The 17,633-nt window shown below is 61.2% G+C and carries 18 protein-coding genes; 10 read left to right on the top strand and 8 right to left on the bottom strand.

Translation table 11 applies throughout. The features are described from left to right. Positions 1 to 3: 3 nt before the first annotated feature. Positions 4 to 396 (bottom strand): peptide-methionine (R)-S-oxide reductase MsrB, encoded by a 393-nt coding sequence (gene msrB / locus P3C29_RS01160; protein WP_010176145.1) that lies wholly within the window; start codon positions 394 to 396, stop codon positions 4 to 6. Positions 397 to 598: 202 nt separating this feature from the next. Here msrB and P3C29_RS01155 point away from each other — a divergent pair, with 202 nt between their 5' ends. Together P3C29_RS01155 and htpX are read left to right on the top strand one after the other, a co-directional pair. Next, positions 599 to 1,810: a pyridoxal phosphate-dependent aminotransferase gene (locus P3C29_RS01155; RefSeq protein WP_010176146.1), complete on the top strand. Its 1,212-nt coding sequence runs from the start codon at positions 599 to 601 to the stop codon at positions 1,808 to 1,810. Between the two features lie 314 nt (positions 1,811 to 2,124). Continuing rightward, positions 2,125 to 3,012: a protease HtpX gene (htpX, locus tag P3C29_RS01150; RefSeq protein ID WP_003209055.1), complete on the top strand. Its 888-nt coding sequence runs from the start codon at positions 2,125 to 2,127 to the stop codon at positions 3,010 to 3,012. Between the two features lie 51 nt (positions 3,013 to 3,063). Here htpX and P3C29_RS01145 read toward each other — a convergent pair whose 3' ends face one another. Beyond that, on the bottom strand, positions 3,064 to 3,720 hold the full coding sequence (locus P3C29_RS01145) for a thiopurine S-methyltransferase (RefSeq protein WP_275963731.1): 657 nt from the start codon (positions 3,718 to 3,720) through the stop codon (positions 3,064 to 3,066). A 102-nt stretch (positions 3,721 to 3,822) separates the two neighbouring features. Between P3C29_RS01145 and P3C29_RS01140 the strand changes: the two genes are divergently transcribed. Then, positions 3,823 to 4,590 (top strand): class III extradiol ring-cleavage dioxygenase, encoded by a 768-nt coding sequence (locus P3C29_RS01140; RefSeq protein WP_010176148.1) that lies wholly within the window; start codon positions 3,823 to 3,825, stop codon positions 4,588 to 4,590. A gap of 69 nt (positions 4,591 to 4,659) precedes the next feature. On the opposite strand, the gene P3C29_RS01135 is transcribed toward P3C29_RS01140, so the two are convergent. After that, positions 4,660 to 6,333, bottom strand: a complete 1,674-nt coding sequence (locus P3C29_RS01135; protein ID WP_003209050.1) for a DEAD/DEAH box helicase — start codon at positions 6,331 to 6,333, stop codon at positions 4,660 to 4,662. A gap of 423 nt (positions 6,334 to 6,756) precedes the next feature. Between P3C29_RS01135 and P3C29_RS01130 the strand changes: the two genes are divergently transcribed. Next, positions 6,757 to 7,548, top strand: coding sequence for a crotonase/enoyl-CoA hydratase family protein (locus P3C29_RS01130; protein ID WP_010176149.1), 792 nt, complete (start codon positions 6,757 to 6,759; stop codon positions 7,546 to 7,548). Between the two features lie 870 nt (positions 7,549 to 8,418). Here P3C29_RS01130 and P3C29_RS01125 read toward each other — a convergent pair. Then, positions 8,419 to 9,174 carry a spermidine synthase gene (locus tag P3C29_RS01125; protein ID WP_010176150.1) on the bottom strand — a complete coding sequence of 252 codons (756 nt, stop codon included), beginning with the start codon at positions 9,172 to 9,174 and terminating at the stop codon, positions 8,419 to 8,421. A gap of 119 nt (positions 9,175 to 9,293) precedes the next feature. Between P3C29_RS01125 and P3C29_RS01120 the strand changes: the two genes are divergently transcribed. Beyond that, positions 9,294 to 10,640 (top strand): 3-deoxy-7-phosphoheptulonate synthase class II, encoded by a 1,347-nt coding sequence (locus tag P3C29_RS01120; RefSeq protein ID WP_010176152.1) that lies wholly within the window; start codon positions 9,294 to 9,296, stop codon positions 10,638 to 10,640. On the opposite strand, the gene P3C29_RS01115 is transcribed toward P3C29_RS01120, so the two are convergent. Both P3C29_RS01115 and P3C29_RS01110 read right to left on the bottom strand, forming a co-directional pair. Next, positions 10,620 to 11,849, bottom strand: a complete 1,230-nt coding sequence (locus tag P3C29_RS01115; protein ID WP_275963729.1) for a winged helix-turn-helix domain-containing protein — start codon at positions 11,847 to 11,849, stop codon at positions 10,620 to 10,622. The two genes, P3C29_RS01120 and P3C29_RS01115, sit on opposite strands and share 21 nt — an antisense overlap. Before the next feature lie 45 nt (positions 11,850 to 11,894). Then, positions 11,895 to 12,101 carry a DUF1127 domain-containing protein gene (locus P3C29_RS01110; RefSeq protein WP_201122464.1) on the bottom strand — a complete coding sequence of 69 codons (207 nt, stop codon included), beginning with the start codon at positions 12,099 to 12,101 and terminating at the stop codon, positions 11,895 to 11,897. A gap of 70 nt (positions 12,102 to 12,171) precedes the next feature. On the opposite strand from P3C29_RS01110, the gene P3C29_RS01105 reads away from it, so the two are divergent. Further along, a complete protein-coding gene (locus P3C29_RS01105; protein WP_201122462.1) occupies positions 12,172 to 13,053 on the top strand; it encodes a LysR family transcriptional regulator in 882 nt (293 codons plus the stop codon). Here P3C29_RS01105 and P3C29_RS01100 read toward each other — a convergent pair. Beyond that, positions 13,043 to 13,792, bottom strand: a complete 750-nt coding sequence (locus P3C29_RS01100) for a sulfite exporter TauE/SafE family protein (RefSeq protein ID WP_029616122.1) — start codon at positions 13,790 to 13,792, stop codon at positions 13,043 to 13,045. The genes P3C29_RS01105 and P3C29_RS01100 overlap by 11 nt on opposite strands. 108 nt (positions 13,793 to 13,900) lie before the next feature. On the opposite strand from P3C29_RS01100, the gene P3C29_RS01095 reads away from it, so the two are divergent. From P3C29_RS01095 to P3C29_RS01080, 4 genes are all read left to right on the top strand, one after another. Further along, on the top strand, positions 13,901 to 14,851 hold the full coding sequence (locus P3C29_RS01095) for a LysR family transcriptional regulator (protein ID WP_275963727.1): 951 nt from the start codon (positions 13,901 to 13,903) through the stop codon (positions 14,849 to 14,851). A gap of 77 nt (positions 14,852 to 14,928) precedes the next feature. Next, positions 14,929 to 15,381 carry a MarR family transcriptional regulator gene (locus P3C29_RS01090; protein ID WP_169387506.1) on the top strand — a complete coding sequence of 151 codons (453 nt, stop codon included), beginning with the start codon at positions 14,929 to 14,931 and terminating at the stop codon, positions 15,379 to 15,381. 149 nt (positions 15,382 to 15,530) lie between these two features. After that, a complete protein-coding gene (locus P3C29_RS01085; RefSeq protein ID WP_010176159.1) occupies positions 15,531 to 15,950 on the top strand; it encodes an organic hydroperoxide resistance protein in 420 nt (139 codons plus the stop codon). 24 nt (positions 15,951 to 15,974) lie between these two features. After that, entirely contained in the window at positions 15,975 to 16,991 is a 1,017-nt protein-coding gene (locus P3C29_RS01080) for an alpha/beta hydrolase (protein ID WP_275963726.1), read from the top strand. Between the two features lie 67 nt (positions 16,992 to 17,058). Here P3C29_RS01080 and P3C29_RS01075 read toward each other — a convergent pair whose 3' ends face one another. Then, a complete protein-coding gene (locus P3C29_RS01075; protein WP_003218698.1) occupies positions 17,059 to 17,631 on the bottom strand; it encodes an elongation factor P in 573 nt (190 codons plus the stop codon). Between the last annotated feature and the right edge of the window lie 2 nt (positions 17,632 to 17,633).

Genomic DNA, 17,633 nt, shown 5'->3' with positions numbered 1-17,633 from the left:
GGTCTAGCGTGGCACGAGGTCCAGGCACACCGAGTTGATGCAATACCGCAAGCCGGTCGGCGGCGGGCCATCCGGGAACACGTGGCCCAGGTGCGCATCGCACTTGGCACAGGTGACTTCGGTACGGATCATGCCGTGGCTGATGTCCCGAATCTCGACCATCGCCTGCTCGGCAATCGGCTCGTAGAAGCTGGGCCAGCCGCAGCCGGAATCAAACTTGGCCCTGGAATCGAACAGCGGCTCATTGCAGCAGATGCAGTGGTAAACGCCGTCGGTCTTGGTGCCGTTGTACTTGCCGCTGAACGGTCGCTCGGTGCCTTTGAGACGGCACACGTTGTACTGCTCCGGGTCGAGCATGGCTTTCCATTCATCAACGGTTTTCTGCAACTTTTCCATCGGTACACCTCGGCAACTGAAAAAGCCTGATCTGTGTCTTTTCCATGGATCAGGCGGCACGTATGATTGCGCCTCTTCAAAGCGCCAGTCTGGCACCCGCGTTACCGGCATTCAAACGTATTTATGGGTCAGGCCAACGCAGGATTCTCAGCACGGTAGTCTTCACACCGTCTGGATCGTTCATTTTCAGGATCACATCGCCATGCAGGTCAGCAAATCGAACAAGCTCGCCAACGTCTGCTACGACATTCGCGGCCCAGTGCTCAAGCACGCCAAACGCCTGGAAGAGGAAGGCCATCGCATCCTCAAGCTGAACATTGGCAACCCGGCACCCTTTGGTTTCGAAGCGCCGGACGAAATCCTCCAGGACGTGATCCGCAACCTGCCGACCGCCCAGGGCTACAGCGACTCCAAAGGCCTGTTCAGCGCGCGCAAGGCGGTCATGCAGTACTACCAGCAAAAGCAGGTTGAAGGTGTCGGCATTGAAGACATCTACCTGGGCAACGGCGTTTCCGAACTGATCGTCATGTCCATGCAGGCCCTGCTCAACAATGGCGACGAAGTGCTGGTGCCGGCGCCCGACTACCCGCTGTGGACCGCTGCCGTGACGCTGGCCGGCGGCCATCCGGTGCATTACCTGTGTGACGAGGGCGCCGACTGGTTCCCGGACCTGGCCGACATCAAGGCCAAGATCACCCCGAACACCAAGGCCCTGGTGATCATCAACCCGAACAACCCCACCGGCGCGGTGTATTCCAAGGAAGTATTGCTGGGCATGCTCGAACTGGCCCGCCAGCACAACCTGGTGGTGTTCTCCGACGAGATCTACGACAAGATCCTGTACGACGACGCCGTGCACATCTGCACCGCCTCCCTGGCCCCGGACCTGTTGTGCCTGACCTTCAACGGCCTGTCGAAATCCTACCGGGTGGCGGGCTTCCGTTCCGGCTGGATCGCGATCTCCGGTCCCAAGCACAATGCCCAAAGCTACATCGAAGGCATCGACATGCTGGCCAACATGCGCCTGTGTGCCAACGTGCCGAGCCAGCACGCCATCCAGACCGCACTGGGCGGCTACCAGAGCATCAACGACCTGGTGCTGCCACAAGGCCGCCTGCTGGAGCAACGCAACCGTACCTGGGAACTGCTGAACGCGATTCCGGGTGTCAGCTGCGTCAAACCCATGGGCGCGCTGTACGCCTTCCCACGGATCGACCCGAAAGTGTGCCCGATCCTCAACGACGAGAAGTTCGTGCTCGACCTGTTGCTGTCGGAAAAGCTGCTGGTGGTCCAGGGCACAGCGTTCAACTGGCCGTGGCCGGATCACTTCCGGGTGGTCACCTTGCCGCGGGTGGATGACCTGGAGATGGCCATCGGTCGTATCGGCCACTTCCTGAAGTCCTATCGCCAGTAACGAACATTGCGCCGTACGGCCCACTCGCGGTCGTACGGCGATTATCTGGCAACACTTCTCTGCCCTGTGCGGGCCCCTTCACCTTTTACACTTACCGGTTCGCCCCTTGTTCCGGCATCACCCTATAATTACGGGGCCGCAAGGCAATGGAGCGGAACGCCCGGGCCACCCGTGGCTTCGGAAATTCCCTTCAAGGCTCTACATTCAGGCTGTAGGACACAGTTTGAAATAGTCCCTCGGTTGAATAGCCCCATGCCGCACCTTATATACCCCGCAGTACGCGACATATTAAGCATGAGGAGAATTCTACAACCATGATGCGCATTCTGCTGTTCTTGGCCACTAACCTGGCGGTCGTGCTGATTGCCAGCATCACGCTGAGCCTTTTCGGCTTCAATGGGATCATGGCGGCCAACGGGGTTGATCTGAACCTCAATCAGCTGCTGATCTTCTGTGCGGTCTTTGGTTTCGCCGGTTCGATTTTCTCGCTGTTCATCTCCAAGTGGATGGCGAAGATGAGCACCAGCACCCAGATCATCACCCAGCCACGTACCCGGCATGAGCAATGGCTGCTGCAAACCGTCGAGCAACTGTCCCGCGAAGCCGGGATCAAGATGCCCGAAGTCGGGATCTTCCCGGCCTATGAAGCCAACGCCTTTGCCACCGGCTGGAACAAGAACGACGCGTTGGTAGCCGTCAGCCAGGGCTTGCTGGAGCGGTTCTCGCCCGACGAGATCAAGGCGGTGCTGGCCCACGAGATCGGCCACGTCGCCAACGGTGACATGGTCACCCTGGCACTGGTGCAGGGCGTGGTGAACACCTTCGTGATGTTCTTCGCGCGGATCATCGGCAACTTTGTCGACAAGGTGATCTTCAAGAACGAACAGGGCCAAGGCATGGCCTACTACGTGGCGACCATCTTCGCCGAACTGGTGCTGGGCTTCCTCGCCAGCTCGATCGTGATGTGGTTCTCGCGCAAACGGGAGTTCCGCGCAGACGAAGCCGGTGCACGCCTGGCCGGTACCGGCGCCATGATCAGCGCCCTGCAACACCTGCGCTCCGAACAGGGCTTGCCGGTGCACATGCCGAACACCCTGACGGCCTTTGGCATCAACGGTGGCATCAAACAGGGCATGGCTCGCCTGTTCATGAGCCACCCACCGCTGGAAGAGCGGATTGACGCACTGCGTCGTCGCGGCTGACGGCGACAAGAAGAAGGGGCGATTCAATCGCCCCTTTTTTGTGGGCGCGCTTCAGCCCTTGGCCAACCGATAAACCCGCTCGTCCAGGCGTGTGACACCCTCCTGAACAAACTTCCAGCTGTCGTCCAGAATGTCCTGCTGCTCCATTACCTCCAGGCTCCACTGCGCGCCGAGCAGCAACTTCACTTCCTCGTGGCTCACCGCAAATGGCGGGCCGGCCTTTTGCGTCTGTTCATAGTCGAGGGTGATCAACAGGCCGCGACTGCCTCCGACCATGATCCCGCTCAAATGCGCGGCATACCGCGCCCGCATCAACGGTGGCAAGGCAATCAACGCCGCACGATCGTAAAGCGCTGTGCAATCAACCACCGCTCCGGGATCCAGCGCGAAGAAATCCCCGCACCACAGTTCGATGGAGCCCGCCTGGAAGACCTTGAAAGCGCCCCGCTGGCTAACCTGCGGCGTCAGCTCCTGCTCGCGGAAGAACTCTTCAACGGCCTTTTCCGACAGCTCAACCCCCACCACCCGATGCCCGATACTCGCCAGCCACACCAGGTCCAGGCTCTTGCCGCACAACGGCACCAGCACCTGCGCCCCGCTCGCCAAGCCCAGATCGGGCCAGTGGCGCAGCAGGTAAGGATTCACCTCGGGTAGATGGAAACCCGTCTGATTGCGCGCCCAACGCTCATGCCAAAATCCAGGCTCCATGATTCACCCTAAAACTTGATCAAATAGCGCTAAAACTTATATTAGATTTAGATCAATGATCTGATTGAAGATGGTCCCATCTTAACCCTCAGGACCCTACTCATGCTTCCCAGCCTGTTTATCTCCCACGGTTCGCCCATGCTTGCCCTGCAACCCGGTGCCAGCGGCCCGGCCCTCAAGCGCCTGGCCGCCGAGCTGCCACGACCCAAGGCCATTGTGGTGGTCTCGGCACACTGGGAAAGCCAGGGTTTGCTCGTGACAGGCAGCGCGGCCCCCGAGACCTGGCACGACTTCGGCGGCTTCCCCCGGGAATTGTTTGCCGTGCAGTACCCGGCCCCCGGTGACCCGCAGTTAGCCACCCAAATCGTGCAATTGCTCAAGGCTGATGGCCTGGAGGCGCGCCTTGATGACCAGCGCCCCTTCGACCACGGCACCTGGGTGCCTCTGTCGCTGATGTACCCGGCCGCTGATATTCCGGTGGTACAAGTATCGCTGCCAAGCCGCATGGGCCCTGCCCTGCAAACCCGCGTCGGGCACGCACTGGCGAGCCTGCGGGAACAAGGCGTGCTGCTGATCGGCTCCGGCAGCATCACCCATAACCTTGGCGAACTGGACTGGCACGCCGGACCGGAAAGCATCGAGCCCTGGGCGCGGGATTTTCGCGACTGGATGGTCAGCAAGCTGGCCGCCAACGATGAAGCCGCGTTGCACGACTATCGCCGCCAGGCCCCCCATGCCGTGCGTAGTCATCCCAGCGACGAGCATCTGCTGCCGCTGTATTTCGCCCGAGGCGCCGGCGGAGAATTCAGCACCGCCCACCAAGGCTTCACCCTGGGCGCGCTGGGCATGGATATCTATCGTTTCGCTTGATTGCAGGCAAAAAAAATCCCCGAACCAGTCGGGGATTTTTTATGTTCGATCAATCAGCCCAAGGGCGGATCAATCTTCGCGGTAGCGACGCAGCTTCAACTGCTTGCCGGCAACGCGAGTGTCCTTCAGCTTGGTCAGGAGTTTCTCCAGACCATCTTCCGGCAGCTCCACCAGGGAGAAGCTGTCACGCACCTGGATGCGACCGATCGCTTCACGTGCCAGGCCACCCTCATTGAGGATAGCGCCCAGCAGGTTCTTGGCGGCGATGCCATCACGCGCGCCCAGCGCGGTACGGCAGCGAGCACGGCCTTCAGCCAATGGAACCGGAGCACGACGCTCACGATCACCACGGTCCGGACGGTCACCGGTACGCTCTGGACGATCACCGCGCGGGGCGTTGTTCGGTACCAGTGGGCGTTCTTTCTCGATGGCAGCCAGGGTCAGGGCCTGACCGTTGGTAGCCTTGCGCAGCAGGGCTGCAGCCAGGGCACGCGGGGTGCAACCGATATCGGCAGTCAGGCGGTCCAGCAGGTCGCCGTGGGTCGATTCAGCGTCAGCCACCAGCGGCGACAGGCTGTTGGTCAGTTTCTTGATGCGGGCATCGAGAACGGCCTGGGCATCCGGCAGGCGGACTTCGGCAACTTTCTGACCGGTTACACGCTCGATCACTTGCAGCATGCGGCGCTCACGTGGAGTCACCAACAGCAGTGCACGACCTTCGCGACCCGCACGGCCGGTACGGCCGATACGGTGAACGTAGGACTCCGGATCGTAAGGCATGTCAACGTTGAACACGTGGGTGATACGTGGAACGTCGAGGCCACGGGCAGCAACGTCGGTCGCCACAACGATGTCCAGACGGCCATCCTTGAGGGAGTCGATTACACGCTCACGCTGGTTCTGGGCAATGTCACCGTTCAGCGCAGCGGCTTTGTAGCCTTTGGCTTCCAGGGCGCTGGCCAGGTCCAGGGTCGCTTGCTTGGTGCGCACGAACATGATCAGGGCGTCGAAGTCTTCGACTTCCAGCAGGCTCAATACAGCCGAGGTCTTCTGGTCAGCGTGAACCAACAGGTGAGCCTGTTCGATCGCGGTAACGGTCTGAGTCTTGGTCTGGATCTTCACGTGTTGCGGATCGCGCAGGTGGCGTTCGGCAATGGCACGGATCGACTGTGGCAGGGTAGCCGAGAACAGTACGGTCTGACGGGTCGCTGGCAGCGCCTTGAAGATGACTTCCAGGTCGTCCATGAAGCCCAGCTTGAGCATTTCGTCAGCTTCGTCCAGAACCAGGTGGTTCACGGTCGACAGCACTTTTTCGTCGCGACGCAGGTGGTCGCACAGACGGCCCGGAGTGGCGACAACGATCTGTGCGCCGTTACGGATTGCTTTCAGTTGTGGGCCCATAGGCGCGCCGCCGTAAACGGCCACAACGGTAACGCCCGGCATTTGCTTGGCGTAGGTTTCGAAAGCGGTTGCTACTTGCAGCGCCAACTCACGGGTTGGCGCCAGGATCAGGGCTTGCGGCTCGCGCTTGGCAGGATCGATGCAGTGCAGGATTGGCAGGGCGAACGCGGCGGTTTTACCGGTACCGGTTTGCGCTTGGCCAATCATGTCTTGGCCGGCCATGATGATCGGGATCGATTGCTGCTGAATAGCCGAAGGTTCTTCGTAGCCAGTCGCGATGACGGCAGCAAGAATATTCGGGTTAAGATTAAAAGCGGCGAAGCCGCCGGTTTCCTGGGTCATGGGTCTGCCTCTAAGTGCATCCGCAAAGACCCATGCTCCAAAGCTGCGCATGCCGTGTTGAGACTCAAGAGTCGCCCTGGCTGCTTTGTCGGCGGGGATTTGCGAAAACGAATGAATGAAAAAGATTCGTCAAGGAAGAGTCCGCTGTGCGGACGTGCAGCCGAAGCTGACTTCGGGGAATTGCGCTACCTAAACGCGGCCCGGTTAAAGGCCGGCGCGCACTATACCGGAAATCGCTGAAAAAGGGAGCTTTTTTTATCGGAAAACCCAGGTGAACGGCTCTGCATCAAAGGCTTTGCGCATCCGGGCGCCAGGGTCTATTTTTCAAAGGCCCGGCCCTGTTGGTCATGACGCTTAAACGGTTCACCCTGAACAGCGGGCCCTTCGGTCCGAAACCTCCCTTTGCGCCCGAGGGCACACGCCATGAACCCAGCCACCAGCAGCCGCGTCAGCCGTGAACAGCAGGGCCATATCCTGTTACTGGGCCTGGATCGCGTGGCCAAGCGCAATGCGTTCGACCTGGAATTGCTCAATGAGTTGAGCCTGGCGTATGGCGAATTTGATCGCAATGAGGAAGCGCGGGTGGCCATTGTCTTTGGGCATGGCGATCACTTTACCGCCGGGTTGGACCTGGCCAATGTGGGCCCGACCATGGCACAAGGCTGGCAGCCACCGTTGGGTGGCTGTGATCCGTGGGGTGTTTTCGCGGGGCCCCGGGTGAGCAAGCCGGTGATTGTCGCGGCCCAGGGTTATTGCCTGACCATCGGGATCGAGCTGATGCTGGCGGCGGATATCAACCTGTGCGCCAGCAACACTCGCTTTGCGCAGATGGAGGTGCAGCGTGGGATCTTTCCTTTTGGGGGCGCGACATTGCGGTTTCATCAGATTGCCGGGTGGGGGAACGCCATGCGCTGGTTGCTCACGGGGGATGAATTTGATGCCCATGAGGCGCTGCGGTTGGGGTTGGTGCAGGAGGTGATGGCCAGCGAGGATTTGCTGCCCCGGGCGGTGGCGCTGGCAAACCGCATTGCACAGCAGGCGCCGCTGGGGGTGCAGGCGACGCTGATGTCGGCGCGACAGGCCAGGATTGAGGGGGAGACCGCGGCGGCGGCCGGGTTGCCGGTGTTGGTGGAGAAACTGTTGAACAGTGAGGATGCCAAGGAGGGCGTACGGGCGATGGTCGAGAAGCGGCCCGGGGTGTTTAAAGGCTGTTGATCGGGGCTTGGGGCGGGGTACATATCCGTTTTTTTGGTTATGGCTTCTATTGGTTCCGCTCTTACAGCGGGTCACTTTTGGAAAAGAGCCCCAAAAGTAACCAAAAGGGCTCTTGCCCCACCACTCGGCACCTCGCCTAGGCTCGGTGTGCCCGCACTCCGGCATTACTCCGCGGGCCGCCGCGACGGGGCGTCCCTGCCCCGTCGCGGGTAAACCGGCGTCCTGCCGGTTTACCCGCTCCGTACTACCTGCGTTCGGCCAGCGTGGTTTAAGGGGGCGCCTAAGATCAAGATCAAAAGCAGATCAAGAGCACAGCGGCCTACAGGCCGGCTTGAGTGGTGTGAAGCAAAGGCAAAATCAAAATCTAAAGCGGGCACGATCCCCTGTAGGAGCTGGCTTGCCGGCGATGGTCGTTAACGATGACGTTGGCGTCCTGAATAAACGCGGCGTTCTCAGGTTTTTCGCCGGCAAGCCGGCTCCTACAGAAAAGCAGCTCTGTTTTCGCTTTGGCTTTTGCTGTGGCTTCTACCACTCAAGCCGGCCTGTAGGCCGCTGTGCTGTAGATTTTGATCTTGATCTGGCTCTGACTGCCCCAATAAGCCCGAGGCCGAACGCAGGGATTGAGGAGCGGGTAAACCGGCAGGACGCCGGTTTAGCCGCGACGGGGCAGGGACGCCCCGTCGCGGCGGCCCGCGGAGCAATGCCGGAGTGAGGGAACACCGAGCCTAGGCGAGGTGCCGACAGGCGGGGCAGAGCCCTTTGCTTACTTTGGGCTGGGCCGGCATTCCGGCTTTTCCAAAGTGAGTCGCTGTAAGAGCGAAACCATAAGCCGCCGTTACCCAAATAACGGATATGTACACCCCCAAAAACCTACGTAGCCGGCCGAATCGCCTTAATCAGCGATTGCAGCGAATACCCCAACCGCGGCGCCAAGACCTCCGCCCGAGCCGACAACGCAGCCACATCAAGCCCCTGATCCAGATCCGCCGGCACCAGCAGAATCACATTCCCCTCCTTCACCGGCAGCTCCCAATAATGCCGGTGATACAACCCACGCAACAACGCCGCCCCCAACGGCTTGCCATCATCGGTAGCCCACTGATTAATCACCAGCCACCCACCAGGATTGAGCTTCTTCTGGCAGTTCTCCAGAAACGTCCAGGCCAGATGCCCCACCCCAGGACCAACATCCGTATACAGATCGACAAAAATCAGGTCCGCCGACTCCGCAGTGGGCAGTAACTCCAGGGCATCCCCGACGCGGATGTACAGCCGAGGATCATCATCCAACCCCAAGAACTCGATGGCCAGGCGCGGCACATCCGGCCGCAACTCGATGGCTTCAACATCGTCCAGAGGCAGAAACTTCAGGCACGCCTGGGTCAACGTCCCCGCCCCCAACCCAAGGAACAACGCACTCTCCGGCCGCTCATGGCACAACGCCCCAATCAACATCGCGCGGGTGTAGTCGTATTCCAGCCAACTCGGGTCGGCAGTAAACACGCAGCTCTGCTCGATGGCATCGCCAAACTCGAGAAAGCGGTAATCGGCCACTTCCAGCACGCGGATCATGCCGAAGTCATCATGGACCTCGGCCAGCAGGCGCTCGACGCGCTCCTCAGACATTGCAACTCCTAACGGCGTGCCAACGGGAAAGCCGGGATTGTGGGCGAACCGGCGGCAGCAGGTCACGTACTAATTGCTGATAACATGGCAGCCCCGATCGCAAATCACTCGAGTTCATGATGAGCCAACCCTGGAGCCCCGACAGCTGGCGCGCCCTGCCGATCCAGCAACAACCCCAGTACCCTGACGCTGCACACTTGTCGCAGGTCGAGCAAAACCTGGCGAGCTATCCGCCGCTGGTGTTTGCCGGCGAGGCCCGTGAGTTGCGCCGTCAGTTTGCCGAGGTGACCCAGGGTCGCGCGTTCCTGTTGCAAGGCGGCGATTGCGCCGAGAGTTTTGCCGAGTTCTCGGCGGCAAAAATTCGCGACACCTTCAAGGTGCTGCTGCAGATGGCGATTGTGATGACATTCGCCGCCGGCTGCCCGGTGGTCAAGGTCGGGCGCATGGCCGGCCAGTTCGCCAAGCCGCGCTCTTCCAACGATGAAACCATCGACGGCGTCACCCTGCCCGCTTACCGCGGCGATATCGTCAACGGTATCGGCTTCGACGAAAAAAGCCGCGTGCCGGATCCGGACCGCCTGCTGCAGTCCTATCACCAGTCCACCGCCACCCTGAACCTGCTGCGGGCGTTTGCCCAGGGCGGTTTTGCCGACCTGCATCAGGTGCACAAGTGGAACCTGGACTTCATAGCCAACTCGGCCCTGGCCGAGAAGTACAGCCAACTGGCCGACCGTATCGACGAAACCCTGGCCTTCATGCGCGCCTGCGGCATGGACAGCTCGCCGCAACTGCGCGAGACCAGTTTCTTCACCGCCCACGAGGCGCTGCTGCTCAACTACGAACAAGCCTTCGTGCGCCGCGACAGCCTGACCAACGACTACTACGACTGCTCGGCACACATGCTGTGGATCGGTGATCGCACCCGTCAACTGGACGGTGCCCACGTCGAATTCCTGCGCGGGGTGAACAACCCGATCGGGGTCAAGGTCGGCCCGAGCATGAACCCCGACGACCTGATCCGCCTGATCGACATCCTCAACCCGGACAACGATCCGGGCCGCCTGAACCTGATTGCGCGCATGGGCGCGAACAAGGTCGGCGACCACCTGCCGAACCTGATCCGCGCGGTACAGCGCGAAGGCAAGCAGGTGCTGTGGAGCTCCGACCCGATGCACGGCAACACCATCAAGGCCAGCAGCGGCTACAAGACCCGGGACTTCGCGCAGATCCTCAGCGAGGTGAAGGAATTCTTCCAGGTGCATGAAGCCGAAGGCACTTACGCCGGCGGGATTCATATCGAAATGACCGGGCAGAATGTCACCGAATGCATCGGCGGCGCGCGGCCGATCACCGAGGACGGGCTGTCGGACCGCTACCACACCCACTGCGACCCACGGATGAACGCCGACCAGTCGCTGGAACTGGCATTCCTGATTGCCGAGACGCTAAAACAGGTCAAGCGCTAAGAGCGCCACGCGCAACCGCGCCGCACTGGCCCGCTGGCAATTGAGCTGTATCTGCTCAAGCCCGAGCCAGTCGGCCATCTGCCGCAGATTCAGGGCCAGCGCCTGCATGCCCTCCTCGTCCAGCCCCAGCTCTTCCTCGTGAACGGCATGCACCGCCAGGCGCCCTGCCGCCCGCTCCGCGCGTAAATCCACCCGCGCCGCGATCCGCTCATTGTGCAGGAACGGCAACACGTAATAGCCGTACACCCGTTTGTCCTGGGGCGTGTAGATCTCCAGCCGATAGCGGAAATCGAACAAACGCTCGGTACGGCTACGCTCCCAGATCAGCGAATCAAAAGGCGATAACAGCGCACTGGCAGGCACCTTGCGCGGGACTTTTGGCTCGGGCAGGCAATAGGCCGGCTGTTTCCAGCCCTGGACCTGGCACGTGACCAATTGCCCGTCCTCGACCAACTCCGCCAGGCGTCCACGGCTGTCGCCCGGGTCCAGGCGGAAGTAGTCGCGCAGGTCTTTTTCAGTACCCACCCCCAACGCCGTGGCGCTGTGCAGCAGCAAGCCGCGCTGGGCCTCGGCCTCGCTCAAGGGGGCTTGCTGGAGGATGTCGGCCGGGATCACACGCTCCGGCAAGTCATACAACCGCTCAAACCCCCGGCGTCCGGCGACGGTCACCAAGCCTGCTGCGAACAACCATTCCAGGGCATGTTTTTCATCGCTCCAGTCCCACCAGGGACCGGCGCGCTCCTCGCGGGTCGACAAACTGCCCGCACCCAAGGCGCCCTGCTGTTCGACGATGCCCAGCACCCGGGTGATGGTGGCCTGTTGCTCGCGACCAAAGCGTGCCATCTGCTGATAGATGCCCTGCCCCTGAGCCGCCCGTTCCATGCGCCAGCGCATCAACGGGTACAGCGCCATCGGCAGCAACGAGGCCTCGTGGCCCCAATACTCGAACAGCGAACGGCGCCGACCCGAGCTCCACGCGGCCTGTTCAAGAATCAAGGGAGAGTAGTTACCCAAACGGGAAAAAAGCGGCAGGTAGTGCGAGCGCACCACCGCGTTTACCGAATCAATCTGCAACACGCCCAAACGCTCAACCAGGCGATTGACCTGCGCGGCCTTGATCAGCGCCGGCGGCTGGCGCCCGGAAAAGCCTTGGGCGGCCAGCGCCAGGCGTCGCGCCTGCTTGAGGGAAAAGGACAGTTCTGCGGGCATGTGCATCTCCTTGTGTGCTCGCGAACCACCCTACTGCATCCCGAGTCATTTTCGCAGCGGGTCTTCCCAAAAATGCCGGCGGCTTTCCTGCTCGACATCGCCACGGTTGAGCCCGATATCCTTGAGCGCCTCATCGCTCATGCCCATCAACAACTGGCGCTCACGGTGCACCGCCAACCACCGGGAACCCAGCTGGAACAGCCCGGAAAGCGGCCGTTTCGCCATCAGCACAAAACCTCTTTGACCTTTCATCATCTCGCCCTCCAGTGGGGATGACTGAAGTCTGTGCCTGGCGCTATGATCAATCCAACGAATGTTTCTTATGCAATACATCTCGGAGATTGATCGATTGTCCAGCTACCCGAGTATCGACACCGAAGTGCTGCGCACCTTCGTCGCCATCGCCGATCAGGGTGGTTTCACCCGCGCCGGCGAGCAGGTCAACCGCACCCAGTCGGCGGTGAGCATGCAGATGAAACGCCTGGAAGAAGATGTGTTGCAGCGCAAGCTGTTCGAGCGCGATGGCCGGCAGGTGCGGTTGACGCCGGAGGGCCAGGTGCTGCTGGGCTATGCCCGCAGGATTTTGAAGCTGCACAGCGAGGTGTTCAACACCTTGCGCGAGCCGCACATGGTCGGGCTGGTGCGCATCGGCACGCCAGACGACTACGTGATGCGCTACCTGCCGGGGATTCTCAAGCGCTTTTCCAAGGCTTACCCGCTGATCCAGATTGAAATGCACTGTGAATCGTCACTGGTCCTGATGCAGCGCCGGGATCTCGACCTGACCGTTATCAGCCGCGAACCGGGAAATGAAATCGGCGAACTGCTGCGCCATGAACGCATGGTCTGGGTGGCGGCGCCCTGCTTTTGCATGGACGAGCACAGCGCCGTCCCCTTGGCCATTTCCGGCCTCGACAGCTTTTGCACACAGTGGGCACGCGCCGCGCTGGACGCCCAAGGGCAGGAGTACCGGCTGGCGTATCACAGCTCCAACGGGGCCGCGATCCTCGCCGTGGTAGGCGCCGGCCTGGCAGTCACGATCAACATGGAGAGTCTGGTGACCGAGGATCTGCGCATATTGGGCGCAGCGGATGGTTTCCCGGCGCTGCCGTCGGTCAATCTGCGGCTGTTGCGCAACCCACGCACCACCTCGCCGATTACCGAATGCCTCGCCGAGTACATCATTGAAGGCTTCAAACTTTAAAGGTCAGCATCACCGCACACACCGCCAGGAAACCGCAGAACAGCCCGCGCAACAGGCGCTCCGGCATGGCGTGGGCGACCTTCACCCCCCAACTGATGCTGAGCAGGCCGCCGACGGCCAGGGGCACGCCGATCAGCCAGTCCACTTCATGGTGCCAGGCGTAGGTCACCAGGGTCACGCTGGTACTCGGCAAAGCCAGCGCCAGCGACAGCCCTTGGGCCACCACCTGGCTGGTCCCGAAAATGCTGGTCAGCACCGGCGTGGCCACCACCGCGCCGCCCACCCCGAACAAACCGCCCATGGACCCGGACGCCGCACCCAGCACTCCCAGCCATGGCCAGGAATAGCGCATCTGCGCCGACGGCGGAGCATTGTGGGTAAACATTCGCAGCAGGTTGTAGGACGCCAACACCAACAGGAACGCGATAAACCCCACCCGCATCACGCCCGCATCAATGCCCACCGCCCAGATCGAACCCAGCCAGGCAAAGGAGAAGCCCATCACGCCCAGCGGCAAGGCATGGCGCAGTTCAATCCGGTTGCGCTGGTGATAGCGCCACAACGCAAGCATCACATTCGGCACCACCATCACCAGGGCCGTACCTTGGGCTATCTGCTGGTCCAGGCCACAAAACACGCCCAACACGGGAATCGCAATCAACCCACCGCCAATCCCGAACAAGCCGCCGACGGTGCCCAATGCCACACCCATCACCAAATACAACGCTAAATCTGCCACCACTTCGCTCCCGCCGATCCCAGGCCTTGCATGCTACGCAGTCCGCTCTGGCGCGGAAACGCACAGCAACGCACAATGGCTGTGCCTACTTCGCACAAGCAGCCGCTGATGAACCCCAATACCCTGACCGATCAACTGAGTCTGTTTCTCGATGTGCTGGAAGCCGGCAGCTTTTCCGCCGCCGCCCGCCGTCATCCGCTCACGCCTTCTGCCGTGGCGCGGCGCATCGACAGCCTGGAAGCCTCGGTGGGCAGCCGGCTGTTTCAGCGCAGCACTCATGCCGTGGTGCCGACGCCCGCCGGCCTGGCGTTCGCCGAGCGCGCCCGGCGGATTGTCAGCGAGCTGCAACTGGCGCGGGCCGAAGCAGTGTCGCTGAGCCATGCACCTGAAGGGCTGATCCGCGTGGACGCACCGGCCGCCTTCGGCAGGCGGCACCTGGCGCCGGCCATCGCCGACTTTCTTAACGTGTACCCGGGCCTCGACGTGCACCTGCACCTGATCGACAGCTTTGTCGACATGCAGGGCGAGCATTTGGGCAAGGTCGACCTGGTGCTGCGGGCCGGGCATATCGTCGACACCCGGCTGATCGCCACGCCCCTGGCCAGCATCGTGCGCATCGCCTGCGCCAGCCCCGGCTACCTGAAGAGCCGTGGCACACCGACCCATCCCAGCCAGTTGAACGAACACGATGGCCTCGACTGGGAAGGCCTGGCCCCCATGTTCGCCTGGCGCTTTGAACTGGATGGGCGCAAGGCCACCTACCGCCCGCAGCGCATCCGCATGAGCGCCAACAACGCCGAAGCCCTGCTGTCAGGCGCCCTGGCCGGGCTGGGTATCGCGCACCTGCCCACCTGGCTCGCCAGTGAATACCTGGTGCGCGGCGAACTGGTACCGCTGTTCTGCGAGAACGGCTTGCCAACGCCTGAAACCGCCGGCATCTACGCCCTGCGCCTGGAGCAACAGGCCAACGCCCGCAGCCGCTTATTGCTGGAATACCTCAAGGCACGCTTCAGCCCGGTGCCGCCGTGGGATCTGGCGCTGCAAAGCGGCTTGGGCTGACCGGCCGGACAGAATTGTCTGGCGCGTTAAAGGTTTGCCCGCTAGATTCAAAACCAGACACGTTTTAAGGCCCTGCCATGACCAAGCCCCTCGATACCTGCGAATCCTTGCTGCTCGACAACCAACTGTGTTTTGCCCTGCATTCCACCTCGTTGCTGATGACCAAGGTCTACAAACCGCTGCTGCAAGCCCTCGGCCTGACCTACCCGCAATACCTGGCCATGATGGTGCTGTGGGAAGAAGATGGCCTGACCGTGGGGGAAATCAGCAATCGCCTGCTGACGGACCCCGGCTCCCTGACGCCGCTGCTCAAGCGCCTGGAAGCCGAAGGCCTGCTCAGCCGCACCCGCAGCCGCGAAGACGAGCGCGTGGTGGTGGTTGAATTGACCGAGACCGGGCGGGCCCTGCGGGACAAGGCCATGGACATACCGCAGTGCATTCTGGGCGCCAGCGGGCTGGACATCGAACAACTGCGCAAGCTGCAGGGGGACTTACTGGCGCTGCGCGGGAATTTGCAGCGTAGCGTTTAACCCAGGAACCGCGTGCTAGAGCCACCCAGCCCTCACACGCGGATTTTTTTGTAAATTTATCTTGCGCACTAATTATTAGCGCGATACATTCATCTCGCCACTTACTTAGCGCGCAAATAATTAGCGCAAATGCTGACGAGGAAATCACCATGCAAACTCTCTACACCGCAGTAGCCACCGCCACCGGCGGCCGTGATGGCCGTGCTGTTTCCAGCGACAACATCCTTGACGTAAAACTCTCCACGCCAAAAGAGCTGGGAGGCGCAGGCGGCCAGGCCACCAACCCGGAACAACTGTTCGCTGCCGGCTACTCCGCCTGCTTTATCGGTGCCCTGAAATTCGTCGCCAGCCAGACCAAACGCAAAATCCCGGATGACGCTTCGATCACTGCCCACGTCGGCATCGGTCAAATCCCCGGCGGTTTCGGCCTGGACATCGACCTGCACATCAGCCTGCCCGGCCTGGCCCAGGACGATGCGCAAAGCCTGGTCGACGCTGCCCACCAGGTCTGCCCTTACTCCAACGCCACTCGTGGCAACGTCGATGTACGCCTGCATGTAACCGTCTAACCCACGCGGTTTTTGGAGAAGAACATGAACACATTTGGCAAAGTACTCACCGGCACCCTGCTCGCCTTCTCGATCACCAACGCCTTTGCGGCCAGCGGTGACGTGGAGCACAACACCCAGGCGTTTCTGGATGCATTGAACGCCGGCACCGGCAAACCGATGGAGCAACTGACGCCCAAGGAAGCGCGGGCGGTGCTGACCGGCGCGCAATCGGGAGTGAAGCTCACGCTGCCCAAGGCCGACGTCAGCCAGAAGACCATTCAGGTCGATGGCCAGCCGCTGAGCCTGACCATCGTGCGTCCGGCCGGGGCCAAGGGCACATTGCCCGTGTTCATGTTCTTCCATGGCGGCGGGTGGGTACTCGGGGATTTCCCGACCCACGAGCGGCTGGTGCGTGACCTGGTGGTGGGTTCGGGAGCGGCGGCGGTGTTCGTCAATTACACGCCATCACCTGAAGCGCATTACCCGGTGGCGATCAACCAGGCGTACGGGGCAACCAAGTGGGTGGCCGAACATGGCAGCGAGATCAACGTTGATGGCAAACGCCTGGCCGTCGCCGGCAACAGCGTCGGCGGCAACATGGCAGCCGTGGTCAGCCTGATGGCCAAGGACAAGGGCACTCCGGCGATCAAGTTCCAACTGCTGTTGTGGCCGGTAACCGACGCCAACTTCGACACCGGGTCCTACAACCAGTTTGCGGAAGGCCACTTCCTGACCCGAAACATGATGAAGTGGTTCTGGGACAACTACACCACCGATGCCAACCAGCGCGCCGAGATCTATGCGTCGCCCCTGCGGGCAACTGCCGCACAGCTCAAGGGTTTGCCTCCGGCACTGATTCAGACCGCAGGCTCCGACGTACTGCGTGACGAAGGCGAAGCCTATGCCCGCAAGCTGGATGAAGCCGGTGTACCGGTGACCGCCGTGCGCTACAACGGCATGATCCATGACTACGGTTTGCTGAACGTCGTCAGCCAGGTTCCGGAAGTTCGCTCGGCGCTGCTGCAAGCGTCCGAGGAACTGAAGCAACACTTGAAGTAAAAAACGGCACCCACAAAAAAGCCCGACTCATGGTCGGGCTTTTTCTGTCGTACCGGTGGCGCAAGAATTACTTCTTGGCGCGACCTTTGTACGAACCACCTTCACGGGTGTCGATCTCGATCAGGTCGTCGATTTCGATGAAATCGGCCACTTGCAGTTCGGTACCGTTAGCCAGCTTGGCAGGCTTCATCACTTTGCCCGAAGTGTCGCCACGAGCGGAACCTTCGGTGTAGGCAACCTTACGCACGATGGTGGTCGGCAGCTCTACGGAAACCAGACGGTCTTCGAAGAAGATAGCTTCGCAGACGTCTTCCATGCCTTCTTCCACGAATGGCAGAACGGCTTCGATGTCTTCAGCGTTCAGCTCGTACATGGTGTAGTCGGTGGTGTCCATGAACGTGTAGGTGTCGCCGCTGATGAAGGACAGGGTCGCTTCTTTGCGGTCGAGGATCACGTCGTCCAGTTTGTCATCGGCGCTGTAGACGATCTCGGTCTTGTAACCGGTCAGCAGGTTCTTCAGCTTGGTCTTCATGATTGCGCTGTTACGACCAGACTTGGTGAACTCAGCTTTCTGAACCAGCCAAGGGTCGTTTTCGAGACGGATCACTGTACCGGGTTTCAGTTCTTTACCAGTTTTCATTG

It is taken from the genome of Pseudomonas sp. 1912-s (genome assembly GCF_029269205.1).
Classification (GTDB): domain Bacteria; phylum Pseudomonadota; class Gammaproteobacteria; order Pseudomonadales; family Pseudomonadaceae; genus Aquipseudomonas.
Note: the sequence above shows the minus strand (reverse complement) of the source record. Positions and strands in the feature narration are given on the sequence as shown.